Genomic DNA, 17,727 nt, shown 5'->3' with positions numbered 1-17,727 from the left:
GCATGTTAAAAGCCCTTCATTAGGCTTAACATCCCTACCTTTAGCACAACAACCAAATAGTCAAATTGAAGCAACTACTGATTTACTTTCTCAGACACCCAAAGGTTTGCCCGAAGAGGGATTAGAACAATACCTTGAGAAAGTAGAAAAAGAAGTTTTAATCAACGCGTTAAACTCAACGCATTGGAACAGAACCCTAGCCGCCAAAAAATTGGGAATGACATTCCGCTCATTACGATATCGTTTAAAAAAATTTGGTTTAGATACTGAAGATGAATAACTTAGCATCACCCCGATATTGATGATATTTAACGGCTTCTTAACAACAAATCGGCTGCGTGTTGGAGGTAAACCTCCTCCTTCATATCCTGCGGCCAAGGATATTCGATATTAGGGGCTATACCTTGCCCATCAATCTCGACACCATTGGGTGTTAAGTAATGAGATACTGTCATTTGTAGTGCAGCACCATTTTCAAGTGGAAAGAGTTTTTGCACAACACCTTTACCATAACTCTTTTCACCAATGATTACGGCGCGTTGATGATCTTTCATTGCCGCAGTAAATACTTCTGCAGCAGAAGCTGAACGTTGATTAATCAATACTCCGACTTTAAGCCCTGTAAATTCATGTCCAGGTAAAGCTTGGAATTGTTGATCGCCTTCTGAACGACTACGCGTAGATACAATCAAACCCTGATTTAAAAATAAATCTGCCGTTTCCACAGCAGAAGATAATAATCCACCCGGATTATTTCTTAGATCTATTAAAACAGCTTTGAGTTGTTGACTATGATGCTCATCGATATAACGTTTAATTTCATTCGCAGTATCCTGCTGAAAAACTTTCACCTTTAACAGTAAAACTTGATTACTCAGCATATGTGCTTGTATATCGGCAACATCTAGTTTTTGATTTCTCACTAAAATAATTGGAGACGAGTTCGGTGATCTTTGTAAACTGATGGTTGATCCAATCGAGCCACTGAGCAAGTCTTTGACTTGATCTTGGTTTAGCAATCTAAGCTCTTGTCCATCAATTTTGTAAAGTGTAACGCCGTTGGCCAATCCTAATTTTGCCGAGTCACTATCGGGATCTAAATTTTCGATCTGCCATAAACCTCGTGAGGTATCAAAGCTAAGATCAAAATCGATACTCGCTAAATCCTCCTCGGTATATTTGAGGAGCTGGCGATAATCGTCTGGAGATAAATAGCGAGAATAACGATCTAGCCCACTCACCAAACCTTGGATCGCTTGTAAAAATAACTGATCGTCAGTGACTTCAGTGACATAGTTTTCTTTTACCGTACCGTAAATCTGAACAAACTGCTGTATAGATTCAATCGGAACTTCTGAACTGTTTGATGACCAGTCTTCTTCTAAAGGATCAACTGCTGGACCCTTAGATCCAGCAGCGAAAGCATGAACCCCATTCAAACTTAAAGCTAGACCTAACATGAGTTTGAATAACAATGGATTCATACTGAATTCCTTCTTATTTTTTAAACTAAAGTCACTAAATTGCGACCTTTCATTTCAGCAGGAACAGGCAACTGCATTAAATGTAATAATGTCGGTGCAACGTCTGCAAGCACACCACCCTCTGCAATTTTTGCTTGAGTTGGACCTACATAAATAAATGGCACATGCTCTGTTGTATGCTGAGTGTGGACTTGACCACTTTCATAGTCCTGCATTTGTTCAACATTACCGTGATCCGCAGTGATCAACATATGGCCTTTCTTCGCCATCACTGCATCATAGACGCGACCTAAGCTGACATCCACTGCTTCTACTGCTTTAACAGCAGCATCGAATACCCCTGTATGTCCAACCATATCGCCATTTGCATAGTTCACAACGAGTAAGTCAAATTCACCTGAATTAATTGCATTCACTAACTCATCAGTGACTTCATAAGCACTCATTTCAGGTTTTAAATCATAGGTTGCAACATTTGGTGATGGAATCAAAATACGTTTTTCACCTGGATATTCATCTTCACGACCACCACTGAAGAAGAAAGTCACATGGGCATATTTCTCAGTTTCCGCGATACGTAATTGAGTTTTGCCTAAATTAGACAGGTATTCACCAATTGAATTGACCAACGGTTCTGGCATATATGCTACTGGCGCATTAATTGTCGCTTGATAGCGCGTTAACATCACGAATTTCGCAAGCTGAGGAACAACTTTACGCTCGAAACCATCGAAGCCTTGTTCAACAAATGCTTTTGTCAATTCGCGAGCACGATCTGCACGGAAATTCATAAAAACAACAGCATCACCATCTTGTACTGCGGCTACATCCCCAATACGTGTTGCTTTCACAAACTCATCTGACTCTTCAGCAGCATACGCTTGGTCGAGACCTTCCACAGCAGACTCAACTACGCGAACAGCCTCACCTTCTGTTAATAAACGATATGCTTGTTCGACACGATCCCAACGATTGTCACGATCCATTGCGAAATAACGACCGATCATGGTTGCGATTCGACCCTGACCTGGGTATTGGGCAAATAATGCATCTAATTTCTCTAAAGATGGCTGTGCACTTTTTGGGGGAGTATCACGACCATCTAAGAAAGCATGCAAATAGACTTGAGCACCTCTTTTTAGTGCCAACTCTGCCATAGCAACAATATGGTCTTCATGAGAGTGAACACCACCTTCAGACAACAATCCAAAAATATGTACTGCTTTTTGATTTTCTTTTGCTTTTTCTACAGCATCAACCAATACTTCATGTTTATAGAAATCACCAGTACGGATATCTTTGGTAATACGAGTGAAATCTTGATACAACACGCGTCCAGCACCAAGATTCATATGACCAACTTCTGAATTCCCCATTTGGCCATCTGGAAGACCAACATCTTCACCTGAACCTGAAATCAGACCATGTGGATGATTCTGTTTAATTGCAGTTAAATTAGGTGTTTTCGCTGCAAGAAAAGCATTATCTTCGACCGCTTCACGATGACCCACACCATCCATAATAACTAAAACGTGAGGGATTTTGCCAGCAGTTGCATCCGTCATGATATACACTCTTTTCTGTTTACAAATTAATCAACGTATCTTAACGAATTTTTCATTAAGACTCTATCTGAACACGATGGCTTTGATTGATCTAGACCATCTATTTTTCAATTTAAAAATTCTCTAGCGTGCTCGATATAGCAAATAGCTACCTACCGCAAACATAAGCACAATTGGCAGAAAAACAAACCAAGCTGGAGATGGTGAATACACCAAACTCGCGTACCCTAAGAAGTCTTGCAGGTAGTAAAAACCAAGCCCTACAAATAACGCAATTACTAAACGAAATCCCATGGATTGTTGACGTAAAGGACCAAAAATAAATGAGCAAGCAATCAGTACAAGTGCCAACAATGCAAATGGCGAAGCCACTTTTTGCCAGAATGCAAGTAAATACGTTTTAGGAACTTGACTATATTCATCCATATAGCGCATAAAACTGATCAATTGACTTGGAGCTAAATCTTCAGGATCAATCGTCACCATATGAACATATTTAGGTTGAAGCGCTAAAGCAACATCCTGCTGAGGAGTTTGAATCAGTCTCGAATAGCCTTCAGGAAAAATATCCATCTGACTGGCTTCAATTAAAGACCATTGTCCATTTTGTACAAATTGACCTTGATCCGCAGTCAAGACTGACTTCAGACGATAATCTTGATCAAAGTCCATCATCTCAACTTGACGTAACTGCCCTTGCGCATTTGCATAGTCAATATAAATAAAACGTTGACCTTCTCTAGTCCAATACCCTTTGACTTCGCCAAGCTCAGCAACAGAACGACGGTCTTTAATACTTTCCGCCCTCTCGTTGGTGTAAGGAATAACATATTCACTGAGTAAAAATGAAAGCAATACCAAGAGCATTGCTGAGCGCATGACCCAACCCACAATACGCCACAGGCTAATCCCAGAAGCGCGCATGACAATCAGCTCACTATTTGAAGCCATTGAACCCAAACCGAGCACTGCACCAATCAATGCTGAAATAGGTAAAATTTCATATAAATATTGCGGTGAAGCCCATAGAACATGAATAAGCGCTTGCCAAGCTCCATATCCTTCTTTCAGGCTGCCTAATTCACCCATATAGGTAAAAAGAATTTGAAGGGCTGATAAAATCGCTGTAGCACCCAACATCGCCAGCGCTGTGGTTTTCGTCACATGTTTTGCGACAATTCGACGTGCCAACATTATGATTTCACCTGCTCAATTCGTTTTTTTAACTTAGGCGCTAGTTTTTGTTTACGCGAGAAAATCGCCGCACCCACTGCATAAACAATCAAGATAGCGGGATAAGCCCAAATACCAATCTCATCTTTACTAATTCTGGTTTTAATCGCCATTAATGCCACAATCAAACTGGCAAAAATTAAGAGTGCAGGAAATAATTTTAAATATCGTCCTTGGCGTGGAGTAACCTCAGACAATGCCGTTGCTAACATCAATGCCACAATCAATGTAAATGGCACAAATATTCTCCAGCCCAATTCACTGGCTACTACAGGGTCTTCACGAGTTTCAATCAACTTCGAAATTGGTAACGCTTCTACATCACCACTTTCGAATTTCGCCTCTTTATCACTTTCAAGACGCAAACGATATGAAGCAAATTCAGTATGACTATATTTCGGACTATCTTGATAAATTTCGTAACGACGACCTTGAGTTAAATCAACAACACTCGCTGTTTCACCGACCATTTCAACACGTGTCGCTTCTTTCGCTAAAATCATGATGTCAGGTTTTTCAGGCTTATCTGCACGCTGATAGAAGAAGATTTCTTTTAAGTTTTTACGATCTTCCGAAAGTGCACCAGCATAAATGGTATAAGGACCTGAGGAAATAAACTCTTTTGGACGTACCAAATCAAAGCCTGATCTAACCGCTTGGGTCGTCGTAAGCTTTTCAAATTCACGTATCCCCCATGGAGACATCCATACCATTAATACCGTTTGAATGGCCAAATAAATGGCTGTGAGAGGTAACAATAAACGAGCCAATTGATTACGACTAACACCACTGCCATTGAGAACCGCCATTTCATGATCTACATACAGTCGGCCAAACACCAACATGAGACCAATGAAAAAACCTAAAGGTAAGATCAATGTCAAAAACTCTGGAAGACGGTAGCCAATGATGCTAAATAAAATACTTGCATCCATTCGACCCTGAGCTGCCACGCCAAAATACTTGATCAAACGTCCACCCAACATGATGAGTGTAAGCAATGAAATCACAACCACAGAGGTAGATACCACTTGTTTGACGAGGTAACGTCTTATAATCAAAGTAATCTTCCAAAATTAGGTTAAATCGGCTAGCGCTAGTTTACCCGAATGTTAAAAATATAAAACCTCATTGAAATTCTATCATTGGTAGTGTTTCAATGGTTTAATGATTTAAACGGTCTCTATAGGCACACAACAAGCATATGAAACTTTCAATTAATACATCATTGGCACAAACTTCAGAAAGCCAACATTTGGTTATTTTAGTCGACTCTGAAAACACCCATGCAGTTAAAAGCAACTATCAAATCAACAATTTAGACAGCCTAACTGAAGCAGCTCAATTCAAAGCAGGTTTCAATGAGTCTTTATCGTTATTGGGTCAAATTGAAAATCAACCGAATAGCATTCTACTTGGCTTAGGTAATGCACAAGAAGTTAAAGCTGCAAAATTAGCAAAAATTGCACAAACTATTATCAAAGCTTCACAAAACAAATTCAAACAAATCAGTGTTGATATTTCAGCTTTGCCGAATGAATTACACTACTTATTTGCACTTAAACTCACTCAATCTGCTTATGCTTTTGACGAGTTTAAGTCGAAAAAAAATGACTTTATACTCGAACAAGTTCATTTAATTGCATCAAACTCTACGCTAACGTCAAATCAACTCAACTTAATTCAAGCAATTGAAAGCGGTCAAAACGTTGCACGTGATTTAGCAAATCGTCCAGGAAATATTTGTTTTCCTGAATATTTAGCGGATCATGCAGTTGCATTGGCAGCAGAATTCCCAGATTTATTGAAAGTAACCGTACTAGATGAACAGCAAATTGCTGATCTTGGCATGAATGCATTCCTTGCAGTCAGCAAAGGTTCAGATCGCCCTGGACGTATCATTACTCTAGAATATCAAGGTCAACTTGAACAAGCTCCTATCGTCCTCGTGGGTAAAGGGATCACTTTCGATACGGGCGGTATTTCATTAAAACCAGGTTTAGGCATGGATGAAATGAAGTACGATATGGGTGGTGCAGCTTCAGTTTTAGGAACTATGCGTTCACTCTGTGAAGCTCGCCTTCCGATTCATGTTGTAGGTGCAATTGCGGCGGCTGAGAACATGCCATCAGGTCATGCAACTCGACCAGGTGATATCGTCACCACGATGAGTGGTCAAACTGTTGAAATTCTAAATACAGATGCCGAAGGTCGCTTAGTCCTCTGTGACACGCTGACCTATGTCAAACGCTTTAACCCAGAACTTGTGATTGATATCGCAACATTAACAGGCGCTTGTGTTGTTGCGTTAGGCTCTGTTTTAACAGGTATGTTCACACCAGATGATGAACTGGCATATGAACTTTCTCAAGCTGGTGAACAATCATTTGACCGTGTATGGCGTATGCCTGTCTATGATGACTACCAAGAGCAGCTTGACTCTCCATTTGCTGATATTGCCAATATTGGTGGTCCAAAAGCTGGTGCTGTTACAGCTGCTTGCTTCTTGCAACGCTTTACACGTGAATATCGTTGGGCACATTTAGATGTTGCTGGTACAGCTTGGACATCTGGCGCAGCAAAAGGTGCAACTGGTCGCCCAGTTCCATTATTGGTTCAATTTCTCGCAAATCGCGTAAATTAATGTCTAAAATCAGCTTCTACTTATTTGAAAAGAGTCCAGAACGACAGGTCCAAAGTGCCTGTCGTTTATGTCGAAAAATTCTGCGTAACCCTGCAAAAATATGGATTCATTGTCCAGAATTGAGCATTCAAAACGAACTCGATGATTTACTTTGGAGTTTCGATCCGCAGAGTTTTTTGACACATGGCATTGATGATCAATCAGCAGCTATTTGTATTTCGTCTAAGCTCCCTGAAACTCAGGAATGGATCGTGTTTAATTTTCACATTCATGCACTTGAAGATCCTTCACGTTTCAGTCACATTATCGAAATTATTGAAAACAACGAAGCCGCCAAAGAAATTGGACGAGAGAAATATAAAACCTATCGAAAATTAGGTATCTCACCTCAAACACATAAACTTTAGCGCGTTGTCATTGGAAAAAGGAGAATCACGGTGGCCATTAATGTCGGTCAAGATTTTAAAAAACGTTGGTTGAAAGCGCCAGAAGCGGTTCGCCAAGCTTTTATCGACGACCTTAATCGCATCAGTGATTTACTCGAACCTCAAACTCAACCAGAGCAATGGCTAGACCATGATAATCGTGCCCAGCAAGTGGCTCAATTAAAGGTTGAACAGGCTTATGCGGATGAAAAAGCACGATTAATTGAAGAAGCTCGTATTCGTAAGCAATTGGCTTTAGAAAAATCATTAGCAGAAAAACGTGCACTGCAAGAGGCTTATAATCAAAAGCTTCTACAAGACGAATTTCTTAAATTTCAACAACAAACCGATTCGCTCGTACAGTTACGACAAGTGATTGATGCAGAAATCGATGAATATACTGAAAAATACCAAAAAGTGACTACACCTCATCGGGACTTTTCAGGAAACTCTTCTGCGCATTTATCAATTCATCAAGATTTAGATACGATTCGTTTACGTCTCGAGCTTGAAGCTGAAACCATGATTGAAGATGCCGTACAAATTTTTAAATCAAAACTCCAAGCAGCAGCAAAAGAAGAGATCGAACTTATTCTAAAAAATACATCTCTACCCTCTTAGAAGCTCAAAGGGTGGCTGCTTAGTGTCATCAAAATGAAACATATTTGTCACACCATGAATGTGATTTAAATGCTCTCTGCGATTTGACGGACATGAGGAAAGTATCACCATGGATCTTTTAAACAACATCTCTGAACGAATCACTCATTTGAAATCTGGCGAACATGTCACGATCAGTGCTCAAGAACTATTGATTAGTCGAGCAGATTTTCAATCGGTTTTAGTGTATTTAAAACATGAGTCGAAAAAAGGCGACTTTTTAATTCAAGATGAAGCTTTGGTAGAGAATTGGTTTGATCGCACATCACTCACCATTAATAAAATTTAAAAGAGCCCACTGAGGGCTTTTTTTTAACAGGTTTGAAGTATCAATTTAAGCAAAAAAATCTAAAACGGCTGAGAATATATTTCCCATGCCATACCCCATACCTAGTAAAAGTGCGATCCAAATCCAAGCACCAATAATATTGTAAAACATGAAACTGCTATAGCTCATATATCCAGAGCCCGCAGCGAATGGAGCAAAAGAACGTACAAAAGGGATAAAGCGCGCAATTAAAATGGTCTTACCACCATGTTTCTCGAAATAAGCATTGGTTTTGGCAATATACTCAGGTTTTAACCAACGTGAGTGCTCGCTAAAATATTTAACACCAAGCCATCGCCCTGTATAGAAATTGAGAATATAACCAAGGACTGAGGCGATAAATAATAACAATCCCATATAGTGCAAATGAATCAACTCAGTGGTCGAACATAAAGCACCGATGGCGATGAGCAAACTGTCCCCAGGTAAAAAAAACATGAAAACGGAACCATTTTCCGCAAATATCACTAAAAATAAAATTGCGTAAATCCATACGCCATATTGCTCTAATAAACTAGGTAAAAGCTGCTCTAAATGCAGTAAAAAATCAATCATTCTGAAGTTCTCTGAGCACGTTGCTTTCTCCTTTAGATAGATTGTATACCTAATTTATTTAAACAAAAAAACAGCCTAAAAATTTAGGCTGTTTTCTATTTTAATCATTTTTTAACGTAAAAAACCATTCTGTGCTAAAAATTCCATGCTTAATTTAGACTCAGGTTTATGCTCAGCAGCCTTATCCCCAAGCAATAAACGTTCAATATATCGTGCAAGTACATCGACTTCTAAGTTTACTCTAGTCCCGACTTTCCACGTACTAATATTGGTCCGCTCTGCAGTATGAGGAATAAGATTTAAACTCAACACATTGCCACGTAGATGATTGATTGTAAGACTAATTCCATCAACTGTGATAGAACCTTTCTCCGCTAAATATTTTGCAATTTCAGGCGGGGCCGTTACCTCAAAATAGAGTGAACGTGCATCTTGACGTTGCACTGTAATTTCACCAACAACATCCACATGTCCACTGACAATATGACCACCAAAGCGAGTTGTCGGCAACATCGCTTTTTCTACATTGACGGTTTGCCCAACCTTCCAACTCGATAAAGTTGTACGATGAATACTTTCAAGTGACACGTCTGCTTCGTACCATTGATTACCCCATGCAATAACAGTTAAGCAGATGCCATTGGTCGCAATTGAATCACCCAAGTGAACATCAGACATATCAAGATCAGTCTGTATACGCAAGCGGATATCACCACCTACATTTTGTAAACTTTCGACTTTTCCTAAACTTTCAACAATGCCTGTAAACATAATGGGTACTCTTAAATTTGTTCTATTTTTACCATAAATCCAATTGTTCAGCGACGCCTGTAGTGTCAACACCACCCAATTCAGCATAGTGGTGTAACTGACCAAGTAACTGTCGAATTGGCGGTCCTGATTTTGCGTGCGTGTCTGTAATCACGATAAACTCAAGAACGCGCGCACGCTCAGACTGACGCTGCTTACTCACACGATATCTTGGAACATCTTGAGTCAAAATTGTGACTCGTCCACGCTCTAAATTCGCTTTAAGTAAATCACCAGCCTCAATATTTCCATCTGTTGAATAGCTGGTCAAAATATAGCGTGCATTAATGGTTTGCAAAAGCTTTTCATACGCTTCTTTGGCATGTTTAGAAGAATTGTATGGGCTTGGTCGTTCTTTACGCCAAGCACGGTCGATTCCGCTCTTGAAACCCTTAGTATCTGGACTTGGTAAATCTACCTGATCCCATAAAGTCAAAGCATTCAATACATGATAGTTGCTACTATACGCATGCTGATTATAGGGTGGATCCAAATATGCCACATCGACTTCGAAACCGCTCATTTGATTTGCTAAATGTTGAGCATCCACACACCACATTTCAGCCGCTGGGCCTGTCAGATTTGAATTTTCACAAAAACGACTTGGGGTCAGCCATAGTAATGATTCAATTCGCTCTAAAGCCGTCTGAGTTTTACCGCCCCAGCCGTGATGGAAACTCTTAAATACGCCTGACGTATTACTCACAAAACTTGCTGAATACAATAAAGGTGCAAGTAAAGCGCTCATTTCCACATCATCAATTGCACCTTGAGCTTGCCAAGTTGCAATTTGTTGGCGAATTGCATCAATGCGCATGCCATTTCGGCGTTTGAAGAATAAACGGTCTCTTGAAGGATCATAGATTTCATCATTACGAGGGCAGAGATTGTGTGTCACCCATCCTTTGACCTCAGGCAAGCGATTAAGATAATCAATTGCTTTCTGATATCCGCCTAATTCTTTAAAAGCAGGAGCTTCAGTACATGACAATATGGCATGATTAAGTGCGTGGCTGTAAGGCTCCCAATCGTTCGCTATTACTCGGTAGCCATTTTGACGAGCCAAACGAGAAACCACACCGCTTCCAGCAAAAAAATCCGCAAAGATAGGCGCTCGACCTGAACTCGTATTCAAAGTTCCAGTGCTTTCTAATGCCTCAAGAATCAAATGTAATAAACGACGCTTGTTGCCTAAATAAGGCACAAGTTGATTAAACAAATACTCATCTGTCGTACGTGCTGCATGGCGACGTTTATGATAAACCGTTGACTCTGTACTCATAGCGACTCTTGATCAGGGATTAATTTTAAACGGATGTCATCACCTAACTGAGTTACATCTTGAAGTTTAAAACGGAGTTGTTCTGTCATTTGTTTAAATTCAGCATTAAACATTGGACGAGCTGATTGACCTAATAGTGTAGGTGCAATATAACTAATCAATTCATCTACCAAATTTTCCTGCAAAAATGCAGTAGATAGGGTTGCACCAGCTTCCACCATCACATCATAGATTTGAAAATCTTTTAAGACTTTTAGCAATTCAACTAAGGGCTGCACTTCGAGTTGAATCACGCCAAGTTGTGCAAGCTCTGCTCGAAATGGCCCCATGACCATGACAGTATCAGGATTCTCTAACACTTTAGCATCTAAAGGTAAGCGACCTTGACGATCTAAAATCACACGTTTAGGCTGCACAACTCGCTCTAATTCAATATTCGGTAAAGCTCGAACATTCAACTGACAATCATCAGCCAACACTGTTTCAATACCCGTGATCACTGCACCAGAAATTGCACGCCAATGTTGAACATCCTGACGTGCCAATTCACCTGTAATCCACTTCGACTCCCCTGAAGCCATTGCTGTACGACCATCGAGACTCGACGCGACCTTTAAACGTACATAAGGTAATCCCTTAGACATAGCTTTAAAGAAGCCTAAGTTCAAAGGACGCGCTTCCAACTCACAGATCCCGACTTCAACGTCTATACCTGCTTGTTGTAGGATAGCCACACCTTTACCAGCAACCAATGGATTAGGGTCTGAACAAGCCACTATCACTTTTGCAATGCCCGCTTCTACTAAGCCTTTCGCGCAAGGAGGAGTTCGACCATAATGCGCACAAGGCTCTAGTGTGACATATGCCGTTGCACCCTGTGCTAGCTCCCCTGCTTGACGAAGTGCAAACACTTCGGCATGTGGTTGCCCAGCTTGGGGGTGAAAACCTTCACCAATGATCTGTCCGTCTTTGACAATGACACAACCTACATTAGGATTTGGTTTTGTCGAATATTGACCTTGCTTCGCCAATGCTATTGCACGACGCATCCACATTTGATCTTGATCGATCTGTTGTTGCGAGAACTCAGACATTCATAACCTTGAAGTTGAATTTGGGGCGAGATTAATGTTCTTGATCTCGGTGTTGCATTTGTTCGATTTGACGGCGAAATGCTTCTACATCTTGGAAATCTTGATATACAGAGGCAAAACGTACGTATGCGACATGATCAAGGGCAAATAAAGCCTTCATTACAATTTCGCCTATTGTACGAGAACGAACATCACGTTCACCTAGTCGACGAATTTGAAGTTGAATATCACTGACCACCGTTTCAATTTGTTCTTGTGTCACGGGACGTTTTTGTAAAGCATGCATGAGTGAACGACGAAGTTTCGCTTCATCATAAGGTTCATTTTTACCATCAGACTTGGTGACACGAGGCATCACCACTTCAAAACTTTCAAAAGTTGTAAAACGCTCATTACAACTAATACATTCACGACGACGGCGAATTTGGCAGCCTTCAGCAGCTAAACGTGAATCAATCACCTTACTATCAGCGGCGTTGCAAAATGGACAATGCATAGCGGTTTAATTGAACAAATTCTATTTGCACCAAGTGTATCAAAAAATTCTGCTCATGTTGAGCTTTCATCAATATATAGAAAAAAAACAGCCCCAAAGGGCTGTTTCACACTATATATTGATTATTGTGTTTAATCGTTATTCAACACGCTCACCATGTTGACTTAAATCCAGACCCATACGCTCATCGTCTGACTCAACACGAATACCGATGATTAAATCAATGACTTTTAAGATGATGAATGTCAGGATTGCTGAATAAGCGATTGTTGCAAGAACACCTTCAACTTGTACCCATAATTGGCTTAATACGTTTGTAGGTGCTGCATCGCCCATGATGAACTCACTTGCAAAGAATGCGGTTAGAATTGCGCCAACGATACCACCAACACCGTGAAGTCCAAAGGCATCTAATGAGTCATCCGCTTTCAATGCACGTTTTAATGCTGTAATACCCCAGAAGCACACGACACCACCAATTAAGCCCATCGCTAAAGCACCACCTACTGTCACGAATCCAGCAGCTGGCGTAATCACAACCAGACCAGCTACCGCACCTGATGCCGCACCCAACACTGAAGCTTTGCCACGAACGACTTTTTCAGTGATTAACCATGAAATGGCAGCAGCGGCAGCAGCAACTTGAGTAACAACCAATGCATAACCTGCTGAACCATTTGCACCTAATGCAGAACCACCATTGAAACCAAACCAGCCGACCCAAATTAAGCTCGCACCAATGACAGTCAATGTGAGGTTATGTGGCGCCATTGATTCTTTGCCTAGCCCCATACGCTTACCAAGCATATACGCCGCAACTAAACCAGCAACACCTGAGTTAATATGAACAACTGTACCACCTGCAAAATCAAGTGCACCATCGTTACCTAACCAACCACCACCCCATACCCAGTGTGTAATAGGAGCATAGACAACCACCACCCAAATTGCGATAAACGCAACAAAAGCACTAAATTTCATACGCTCTGCAATAGAACCACTGATAATGGCAACGGTAATGATTGCAAATGTCATTTGGAAGATGACAAATAAAATTTCTGGAATTGTTCCACTCAATGCTTCTGTAGTGATACCAGACAACATAAATTTATCTAGACTTCCAATAAAGGCATTACCTTCACCAAAAGCAAGTGTGTAGCCAACCACCACCCAAGCGATACTGACCACTGCAGCAGCGACAAAGCTGTGTGCCATGGTACTTAAGACATTTTTTTTACGTACCATACCGCCGTAGAACAGCGCTAAACCAGGAATGGTCATGAGTAAAACGAGTGCAGTTGAAACTAAAATCCAGGCAGTGTCACCCGTATCAAGAACTGCCGCTTCTTCAGCAGGAGCTTCTTCTGGAGCTGCTGGTAATGTTTCAACCAAATTAGAATCTGTAGATGAAGCCTCAGTTTCAACAACTGCAACTTCAGTAGAAGTTGGTTCTGACACTGCTTCTTCAGCCCATGCGACAGAACCACCTAAGAGTGCGCCAGACAAGCTCAGCGCCATTAGCATTTTTTTCATTCGTATCCCCCAACCTAGTTTTTGTGAGTTATTCGCTACTCAGCAAACTTCATGCCAAATTAAACTGCGTCAGCACCAGTCTCACCAGTACGGATACGGATAACTTGTTCTAGATTCGTCACGAAAATTTTTCCGTCACCAATTTTGCCAGTACTAGCTACACGTGTAATTGATTCAATCACTGAATCAACCATTTCGTCACTGATTGCGATTTCAATTTTTACTTTAGGTAAAAAATCAACCACATATTCAGCACCACGATAAAGTTCAGTATGACCTTTTTGACGACCAAAACCTTTTACTTCAGTTACGGTGATCCCTTGAACGCCAATTTCAGAGAGTGCTTCACGCACGTCATCTAATTTGAATGGTTTTACAATTGCTGTTACGAGTTTCATGTTGTTTTCCTTCGGCTTTTTTCACCAGTAAGGTTTTATGTTCAAATTTCATGCCAAACTTCATAATGGTTGGGGATATTAATCAGCCAGCATGAACTTATTTATAACCTATTTTATACGCCTACACGGTCTTATGTTCTAAAAATATTGGGAATTTTGATGGATTTTTTTTATGTTCTTATTGGTTTAACCTATGAAATGTAGTTAACACTAGGGTCAATCCAAAACGGATGTTAAACTTCAATGTTGATGACTTATTATTCGGAAGAACTATGATTGAAACTTTATTACAGGCAATCTTAGAACAGGTTGACCAACCCAAAAAAGATTTAGAAAAAAATGTGAGAGCGTTGTTAAACGAAGCGATTAGTAAAATGGATTTGGTTTCTAAAGAAGAAATCGAACGTCAGAAAACTGCACTAAACAATGCCAATTCCCGTTTAACAGAACTTCAAACGCAATTAAAATCACTAGAAAGCTTAATTTCCGATCAAAAATAAGCAACATTGCACCAATACAGTGCTTAAACACAAAGTCAGTGATTAAAAATAAAGCAATTCTAAAAATAATATAATAATGGTTCAGTTTTATGTCATTTGCAAAAATTTATACCCGAGGTCTTCTTGGTTTACATGCACCACTGATTGAAGTCGAGGTTCATGTCAGCCAAGGATTACCTTCACTCACCATTGTAGGTCTTCCAGAAGCTGCTGTTCGAGAAAGTAAGGATCGTGTCCGTTCTGCAATCATTAATAGCGGTTTTCAATTTCCAACCAAACGGCTGACGATCAATCTAGCCCCTGCTGATTTACCCAAAGATAGTTCAAGGCTTGATTTACCTATTGCTTTGGGGATTTTAATCGCTTCAGGGCAACTACATGATCAAAGTATTGACCGTTTTGAATTTATAGGTGAATTGGCACTCGATGGTCTGTTAAGACCTGTAACTGGAACTTTGACGATCGCAATGGCATGTCAAACCGCAGGTCATGAGTTAATGATTCCTGTGAGTAATTTGGATGATGCAGCACTTCTTCCCAATTTTGAGGTGTATACAGCCAAATCTTTAAAAGATGTTTGCCAGCACTTTGATCAGTCGAGTCCAATTCAACCCATATTAGCGAATAAAACGATCCAACCTCAAAAAAATCGATTTGATCTCGCTGATGTCAAAGGTCAATTACGTCCAAGACGTGCTGTAAATAACAAAAATATTTGCGAATATACATAAATAAATGCGAATATAAGTTAATAATTGCAAATAAACTAATAATAATATGGCAAAAATCACATATCTGAAATTCAAAAAATTTCCACAAAATGAAAGTTTTTGGAGATTAGACTGGGTTTCAACCGTCGAAAGAAATGAAAATATTGATAGTGAGCCCAAAGTTCTAGTTCATTTTAGCGAACTAACTAGTTACGAAGGAAATGCCCTTCACTCAAAATCAAGAACAGGAAATACAGAAAAAATTTGGCTTGGAATAGGGCAATTCCCTCTATTTAGAATAGGCTCTATTTGGCACAAAGGTTATTGTCTAAATTATCCTGGCTACCAATCACCACTATTTCCTTCACAATTACCATTAAAATCAATCAAAGTCACAATTGATACTAATACCGTTCGAAAAATCACTTTTTCAGGTCAAATTAATATAGATAATTTTGTTTACAGACCTATACCCAAAATCTATTTTGACATTGGTACTAACTTTAAAGAGTGCGCTAAAGGACAACTTATAATAATTAATAGCCTAACTTCAGATCAAACCTTGATTATCCCAACTTTTGAATTATTTAGATTTTACTATTCATGTTCAACAAAAGTAACTAAAGCTGTATTCAAAAATGATTTTTCTCAATACATTGATAAGAATGATTCTTCACTAAAACCTTACGGAGAAGCTTTCTTGAACTTAAAGCACAAATGTGACTCTAATGATGCTTGGTTCTTTTCAAGATGGTTGTTTGACCCTAATTGCGCTAAACAAATAGAAAATTTCCATCGTAAATTAATTACTAATAACATTAATAATGCAGGAACATTTTCACAAAAAAATTTATATGAAAACCACATAGACATCAGTTTTCCTTTTCTTGGCGTCACTGAATTACAAGCCTATGCAAAGCCTATTCAGTTAACTAGTCTTTGCAACAAGCAAAAAAAATGGGTTAATCTAGTACTCGGAATAGAGTCTTGCTCTGCACCGTATCCATTTGATTTTCTTTCTATAGATAGAGATTTAGACCCAAGAAAGGGGGATAATTCAAACGACCCTTCCTTAATAAAAGTTCCACCACCCCATCAAAAAGAAGCAATTGTAGATGAAAAAAGTGATGATACAGCTAATGTAACAAATGAGGAGGAACCAAAATTTTCAATCCCACTAGAGTTCAATATCAATTACAAAAACAGGTTCACAGCACTAAAAAGCAAATGGCTTCACGAAAAGCCAAAACAAACACAGAAATATAAAACTACAAGTCGTATTCCAGTTGAAAAAATTCCTTTTGAACAATTTGGAACAGGTGATGGAACGCATTCAAATGAAACAAATACAGGAGCACTTTCAGTAAAAGAAAATGAAACAGGAGTAGAAATCGAAACCATTAATTCAGAAGAACTTGAAACAGATTTAATCACGTTTCTTAAAATGGTTAATTTAATCAGATTAAAAAGAAAACAATGGGACATTCAATCAGTTTCAGCATTTAATGGGCGCATAAAAAGAATAGATGAAAGCGATGATTTTCTGACTTTTTTTCCAAAAATATTACCACCTTGCTCAAGTTGGCATTTAATAACACAAGAGCCAATGACACCACGAACTATCGCTATCTTTGAAATTAAAACTCTAACTTGTTTTTTTTATTTGATAGAAATTGAAAGAAAATATGGTGGAGCTCAAAAAACAGGACAAAGCACCTTAGCTATATATAATGAAACAAGAATAAAACTTGATGAACTCGAATTATCAAAATTTTTGAAAGCTACAGCAATAAAAAACTCTTGGCCTTCAACAAGCATAATGCCTGAGTTACGACGTATAACAACAAGGCATCATAAAAATAGAACTATCGAACAATTTGCAGATATAATTATAAAAAAACTAGAAAGCCACTAAGCCTCAGTTCCACAAATAAACTAGAGGGTCTATAAAATTTAAATTTATATAATTTTCAAATAGATACAGATTCGTTGCACAAAAATTTGAAAGGC

At 39.3% G+C, this 17,727-nt stretch carries 17 protein-coding genes and 2 pseudogenes; 8 read left to right on the top strand and 11 right to left on the bottom strand.

Going from position 1 to position 17,727, the window contains the following annotated elements:
• Positions 1-100: 100 nt before the first annotated feature.
• Positions 101-280 (top strand): annotated as a pseudogene (locus AC1M9C_RS05440) (helix-turn-helix domain-containing protein); the annotation flags it as partial.
• A gap of 28 nt (positions 281-308) precedes the next feature.
• On the opposite strand, the gene AC1M9C_RS05435 reads toward AC1M9C_RS05440, so the two are convergent.
• The 4 genes from AC1M9C_RS05435 to lptF form a co-directional block, all read right to left on the bottom strand.
• Positions 309-1,484 carry a S41 family peptidase gene (locus AC1M9C_RS05435; protein WP_481613087.1) on the bottom strand — a complete coding sequence of 392 codons (1,176 nt, stop codon included), beginning with the start codon at positions 1,482-1,484 and terminating at the stop codon, positions 309-311.
• A 20-nt stretch (positions 1,485-1,504) separates the two neighbouring features.
• Positions 1,505-3,049, bottom strand: a complete 1,545-nt coding sequence (gene gpmI, locus AC1M9C_RS05430; protein ID WP_481953352.1) for a 2,3-bisphosphoglycerate-independent phosphoglycerate mutase — start codon at positions 3,047-3,049, stop codon at positions 1,505-1,507.
• A gap of 123 nt (positions 3,050-3,172) precedes the next feature.
• Positions 3,173-4,243 (bottom strand): LPS export ABC transporter permease LptG, encoded by a 1,071-nt coding sequence (lptG, locus tag AC1M9C_RS05425; RefSeq protein ID WP_481953351.1) that lies wholly within the window; start codon positions 4,241-4,243, stop codon positions 3,173-3,175.
• The gene (lptF, locus tag AC1M9C_RS05420; protein WP_035263893.1) at positions 4,243-5,343 is read right to left on the bottom strand and encodes an LPS export ABC transporter permease LptF; all 1,101 of its coding nucleotides are present in this window, start codon (positions 5,341-5,343) and stop codon (positions 4,243-4,245) included. The genes lptG and lptF overlap by 1 nt, the downstream gene beginning before the upstream one ends.
• A 143-nt stretch (positions 5,344-5,486) precedes the next feature.
• Between lptF and AC1M9C_RS05415 the strand changes: the two genes are divergently transcribed.
• The 4 genes from AC1M9C_RS05415 (at position 5,487) to AC1M9C_RS05400 (ending at position 8,300) form a co-directional block, all read left to right on the top strand.
• A complete protein-coding gene (locus AC1M9C_RS05415) occupies positions 5,487-6,926 on the top strand; it encodes a leucyl aminopeptidase (RefSeq protein ID WP_481953350.1) in 1,440 nt (479 codons plus the stop codon).
• A complete protein-coding gene (locus AC1M9C_RS05410; protein WP_035263890.1) occupies positions 6,926-7,333 on the top strand; it encodes a DNA polymerase III subunit chi in 408 nt (135 codons plus the stop codon). Before AC1M9C_RS05415 ends, AC1M9C_RS05410 begins: the two co-directional genes overlap by 1 nt.
• Positions 7,334-7,363: 30 nt before the next feature.
• On the top strand, positions 7,364-7,972 hold the full coding sequence (gene blhA / locus AC1M9C_RS05405; RefSeq protein ID WP_035263888.1) for a cell division protein BlhA: 609 nt from the start codon (positions 7,364-7,366) through the stop codon (positions 7,970-7,972).
• A 109-nt stretch (positions 7,973-8,081) separates the two neighbouring features.
• Positions 8,082-8,300, top strand: a complete 219-nt coding sequence (locus AC1M9C_RS05400) for a hypothetical protein (protein WP_035263886.1) — start codon at positions 8,082-8,084, stop codon at positions 8,298-8,300.
• 45 nt (positions 8,301-8,345) lie between these two features.
• Here AC1M9C_RS05400 and AC1M9C_RS05395 read toward each other — a convergent pair whose 3' ends face one another.
• From AC1M9C_RS05395 to glnK, 7 genes are all read right to left on the bottom strand, one after another.
• Entirely contained in the window at positions 8,346-8,894 is a 549-nt protein-coding gene (locus AC1M9C_RS05395) for a VTT domain-containing protein (protein WP_035263884.1), read from the bottom strand.
• Between the two features lie 111 nt (positions 8,895-9,005).
• Positions 9,006-9,665 carry a riboflavin synthase gene (locus AC1M9C_RS05390; protein ID WP_481953349.1) on the bottom strand — a complete coding sequence of 220 codons (660 nt, stop codon included), beginning with the start codon at positions 9,663-9,665 and terminating at the stop codon, positions 9,006-9,008.
• A gap of 28 nt (positions 9,666-9,693) precedes the next feature.
• Entirely contained in the window at positions 9,694-10,986 is a 1,293-nt protein-coding gene (locus tag AC1M9C_RS05385) for a DNA adenine methylase (RefSeq protein ID WP_180028158.1), read from the bottom strand.
• Positions 10,983-12,080 (bottom strand): bifunctional diaminohydroxyphosphoribosylaminopyrimidine deaminase/5-amino-6-(5-phosphoribosylamino)uracil reductase RibD, encoded by a 1,098-nt coding sequence (gene ribD, locus AC1M9C_RS05380; protein WP_481586712.1) that lies wholly within the window; start codon positions 12,078-12,080, stop codon positions 10,983-10,985. The genes AC1M9C_RS05385 and ribD overlap by 4 nt, the downstream gene beginning before the upstream one ends.
• Before the next feature lie 31 nt (positions 12,081-12,111).
• Positions 12,112-12,576 carry a transcriptional regulator NrdR gene (nrdR, locus tag AC1M9C_RS05375; RefSeq protein WP_035263879.1) on the bottom strand — a complete coding sequence of 155 codons (465 nt, stop codon included), beginning with the start codon at positions 12,574-12,576 and terminating at the stop codon, positions 12,112-12,114.
• Positions 12,577-12,714: 138 nt separating this feature from the next.
• Positions 12,715-14,109, bottom strand: coding sequence for an ammonium transporter (locus tag AC1M9C_RS05370; protein WP_035263878.1), 1,395 nt, complete (start codon positions 14,107-14,109; stop codon positions 12,715-12,717).
• Between the two features lie 59 nt (positions 14,110-14,168).
• Entirely contained in the window at positions 14,169-14,507 is a 339-nt protein-coding gene (glnK, locus tag AC1M9C_RS05365) for a P-II family nitrogen regulator (protein WP_004650081.1), read from the bottom strand.
• Between the two features lie 272 nt (positions 14,508-14,779).
• On the opposite strand from glnK, the gene AC1M9C_RS05360 reads away from it, so the two are divergent.
• The 3 genes and pseudogenes from AC1M9C_RS05360 to AC1M9C_RS05350 all read left to right on the top strand — a co-directional run bounded on the left by AC1M9C_RS05360 (position 14,780) and on the right by AC1M9C_RS05350 (position 17,632).
• Positions 14,780-15,007: an accessory factor UbiK family protein gene (locus AC1M9C_RS05360; protein WP_035264082.1), complete on the top strand. Its 228-nt coding sequence runs from the start codon at positions 14,780-14,782 to the stop codon at positions 15,005-15,007.
• Between the two features lie 89 nt (positions 15,008-15,096).
• Positions 15,097-15,708, top strand: a pseudogene (locus AC1M9C_RS05355) (magnesium chelatase domain-containing protein); the annotation flags it as partial.
• A 76-nt stretch (positions 15,709-15,784) separates the two neighbouring features.
• Positions 15,785-17,632, top strand: coding sequence for a hypothetical protein (locus tag AC1M9C_RS05350; protein WP_481953348.1), 1,848 nt, complete (start codon positions 15,785-15,787; stop codon positions 17,630-17,632).
• Positions 17,633-17,727: the final 95 nt, after the last annotated feature.

The organism is Acinetobacter sp. 24-47-39, from assembly GCF_056783825.1.
Note: the sequence above shows the minus strand (reverse complement) of the source record. Positions and strands in the feature narration are given on the sequence as shown.

Coding starts and splice junctions, on each gene's coding strand:
- AC1M9C_RS05435 (WP_481613087.1), bottom strand. CDS start 1,484: ATGAATCCATTGTTATTCAAACTCATGTTAGGTCTAGCTTTAAGTTTG.
- gpmI (WP_481953352.1), bottom strand. CDS start 3,049: ATGACGGATGCAACTGCTGGCAAAATCCCTCACGTTTTAGTTATTATG.
- lptG (WP_481953351.1), bottom strand. CDS start 4,243: ATGTTGGCACGTCGAATTGTCGCAAAACATGTGACGAAAACCACAGCG.
- AC1M9C_RS05415 (WP_481953350.1), top strand. CDS start 5,487: ATGAAACTTTCAATTAATACATCATTGGCACAAACTTCAGAAAGCCAA.
- AC1M9C_RS05410 (WP_035263890.1), top strand. CDS start 6,926: ATGTCTAAAATCAGCTTCTACTTATTTGAAAAGAGTCCAGAACGACAG.
- AC1M9C_RS05400 (WP_035263886.1), top strand. CDS start 8,082: ATGGATCTTTTAAACAACATCTCTGAACGAATCACTCATTTGAAATCT.
- AC1M9C_RS05395 (WP_035263884.1), bottom strand. CDS start 8,894: ATGATTGATTTTTTACTGCATTTAGAGCAGCTTTTACCTAGTTTATTA.
- AC1M9C_RS05390 (WP_481953349.1), bottom strand. CDS start 9,665: ATGTTTACAGGCATTGTTGAAAGTTTAGGAAAAGTCGAAAGTTTACAA.
- AC1M9C_RS05385 (WP_180028158.1), bottom strand. CDS start 10,986: ATGAGTACAGAGTCAACGGTTTATCATAAACGTCGCCATGCAGCACGT.
- ribD (WP_481586712.1), bottom strand. CDS start 12,080: ATGTCTGAGTTCTCGCAACAACAGATCGATCAAGATCAAATGTGGATG.
- nrdR (WP_035263879.1), bottom strand. CDS start 12,576: ATGCATTGTCCATTTTGCAACGCCGCTGATAGTAAGGTGATTGATTCA.
- AC1M9C_RS05370 (WP_035263878.1), bottom strand. CDS start 14,109: ATGAAAAAAATGCTAATGGCGCTGAGCTTGTCTGGCGCACTCTTAGGT.
- glnK (WP_004650081.1), bottom strand. CDS start 14,507: ATGAAACTCGTAACAGCAATTGTAAAACCATTCAAATTAGATGACGTG.
- AC1M9C_RS05360 (WP_035264082.1), top strand. CDS start 14,780: ATGATTGAAACTTTATTACAGGCAATCTTAGAACAGGTTGACCAACCC.
- AC1M9C_RS05350 (WP_481953348.1), top strand. CDS start 15,785: ATGGCAAAAATCACATATCTGAAATTCAAAAAATTTCCACAAAATGAA.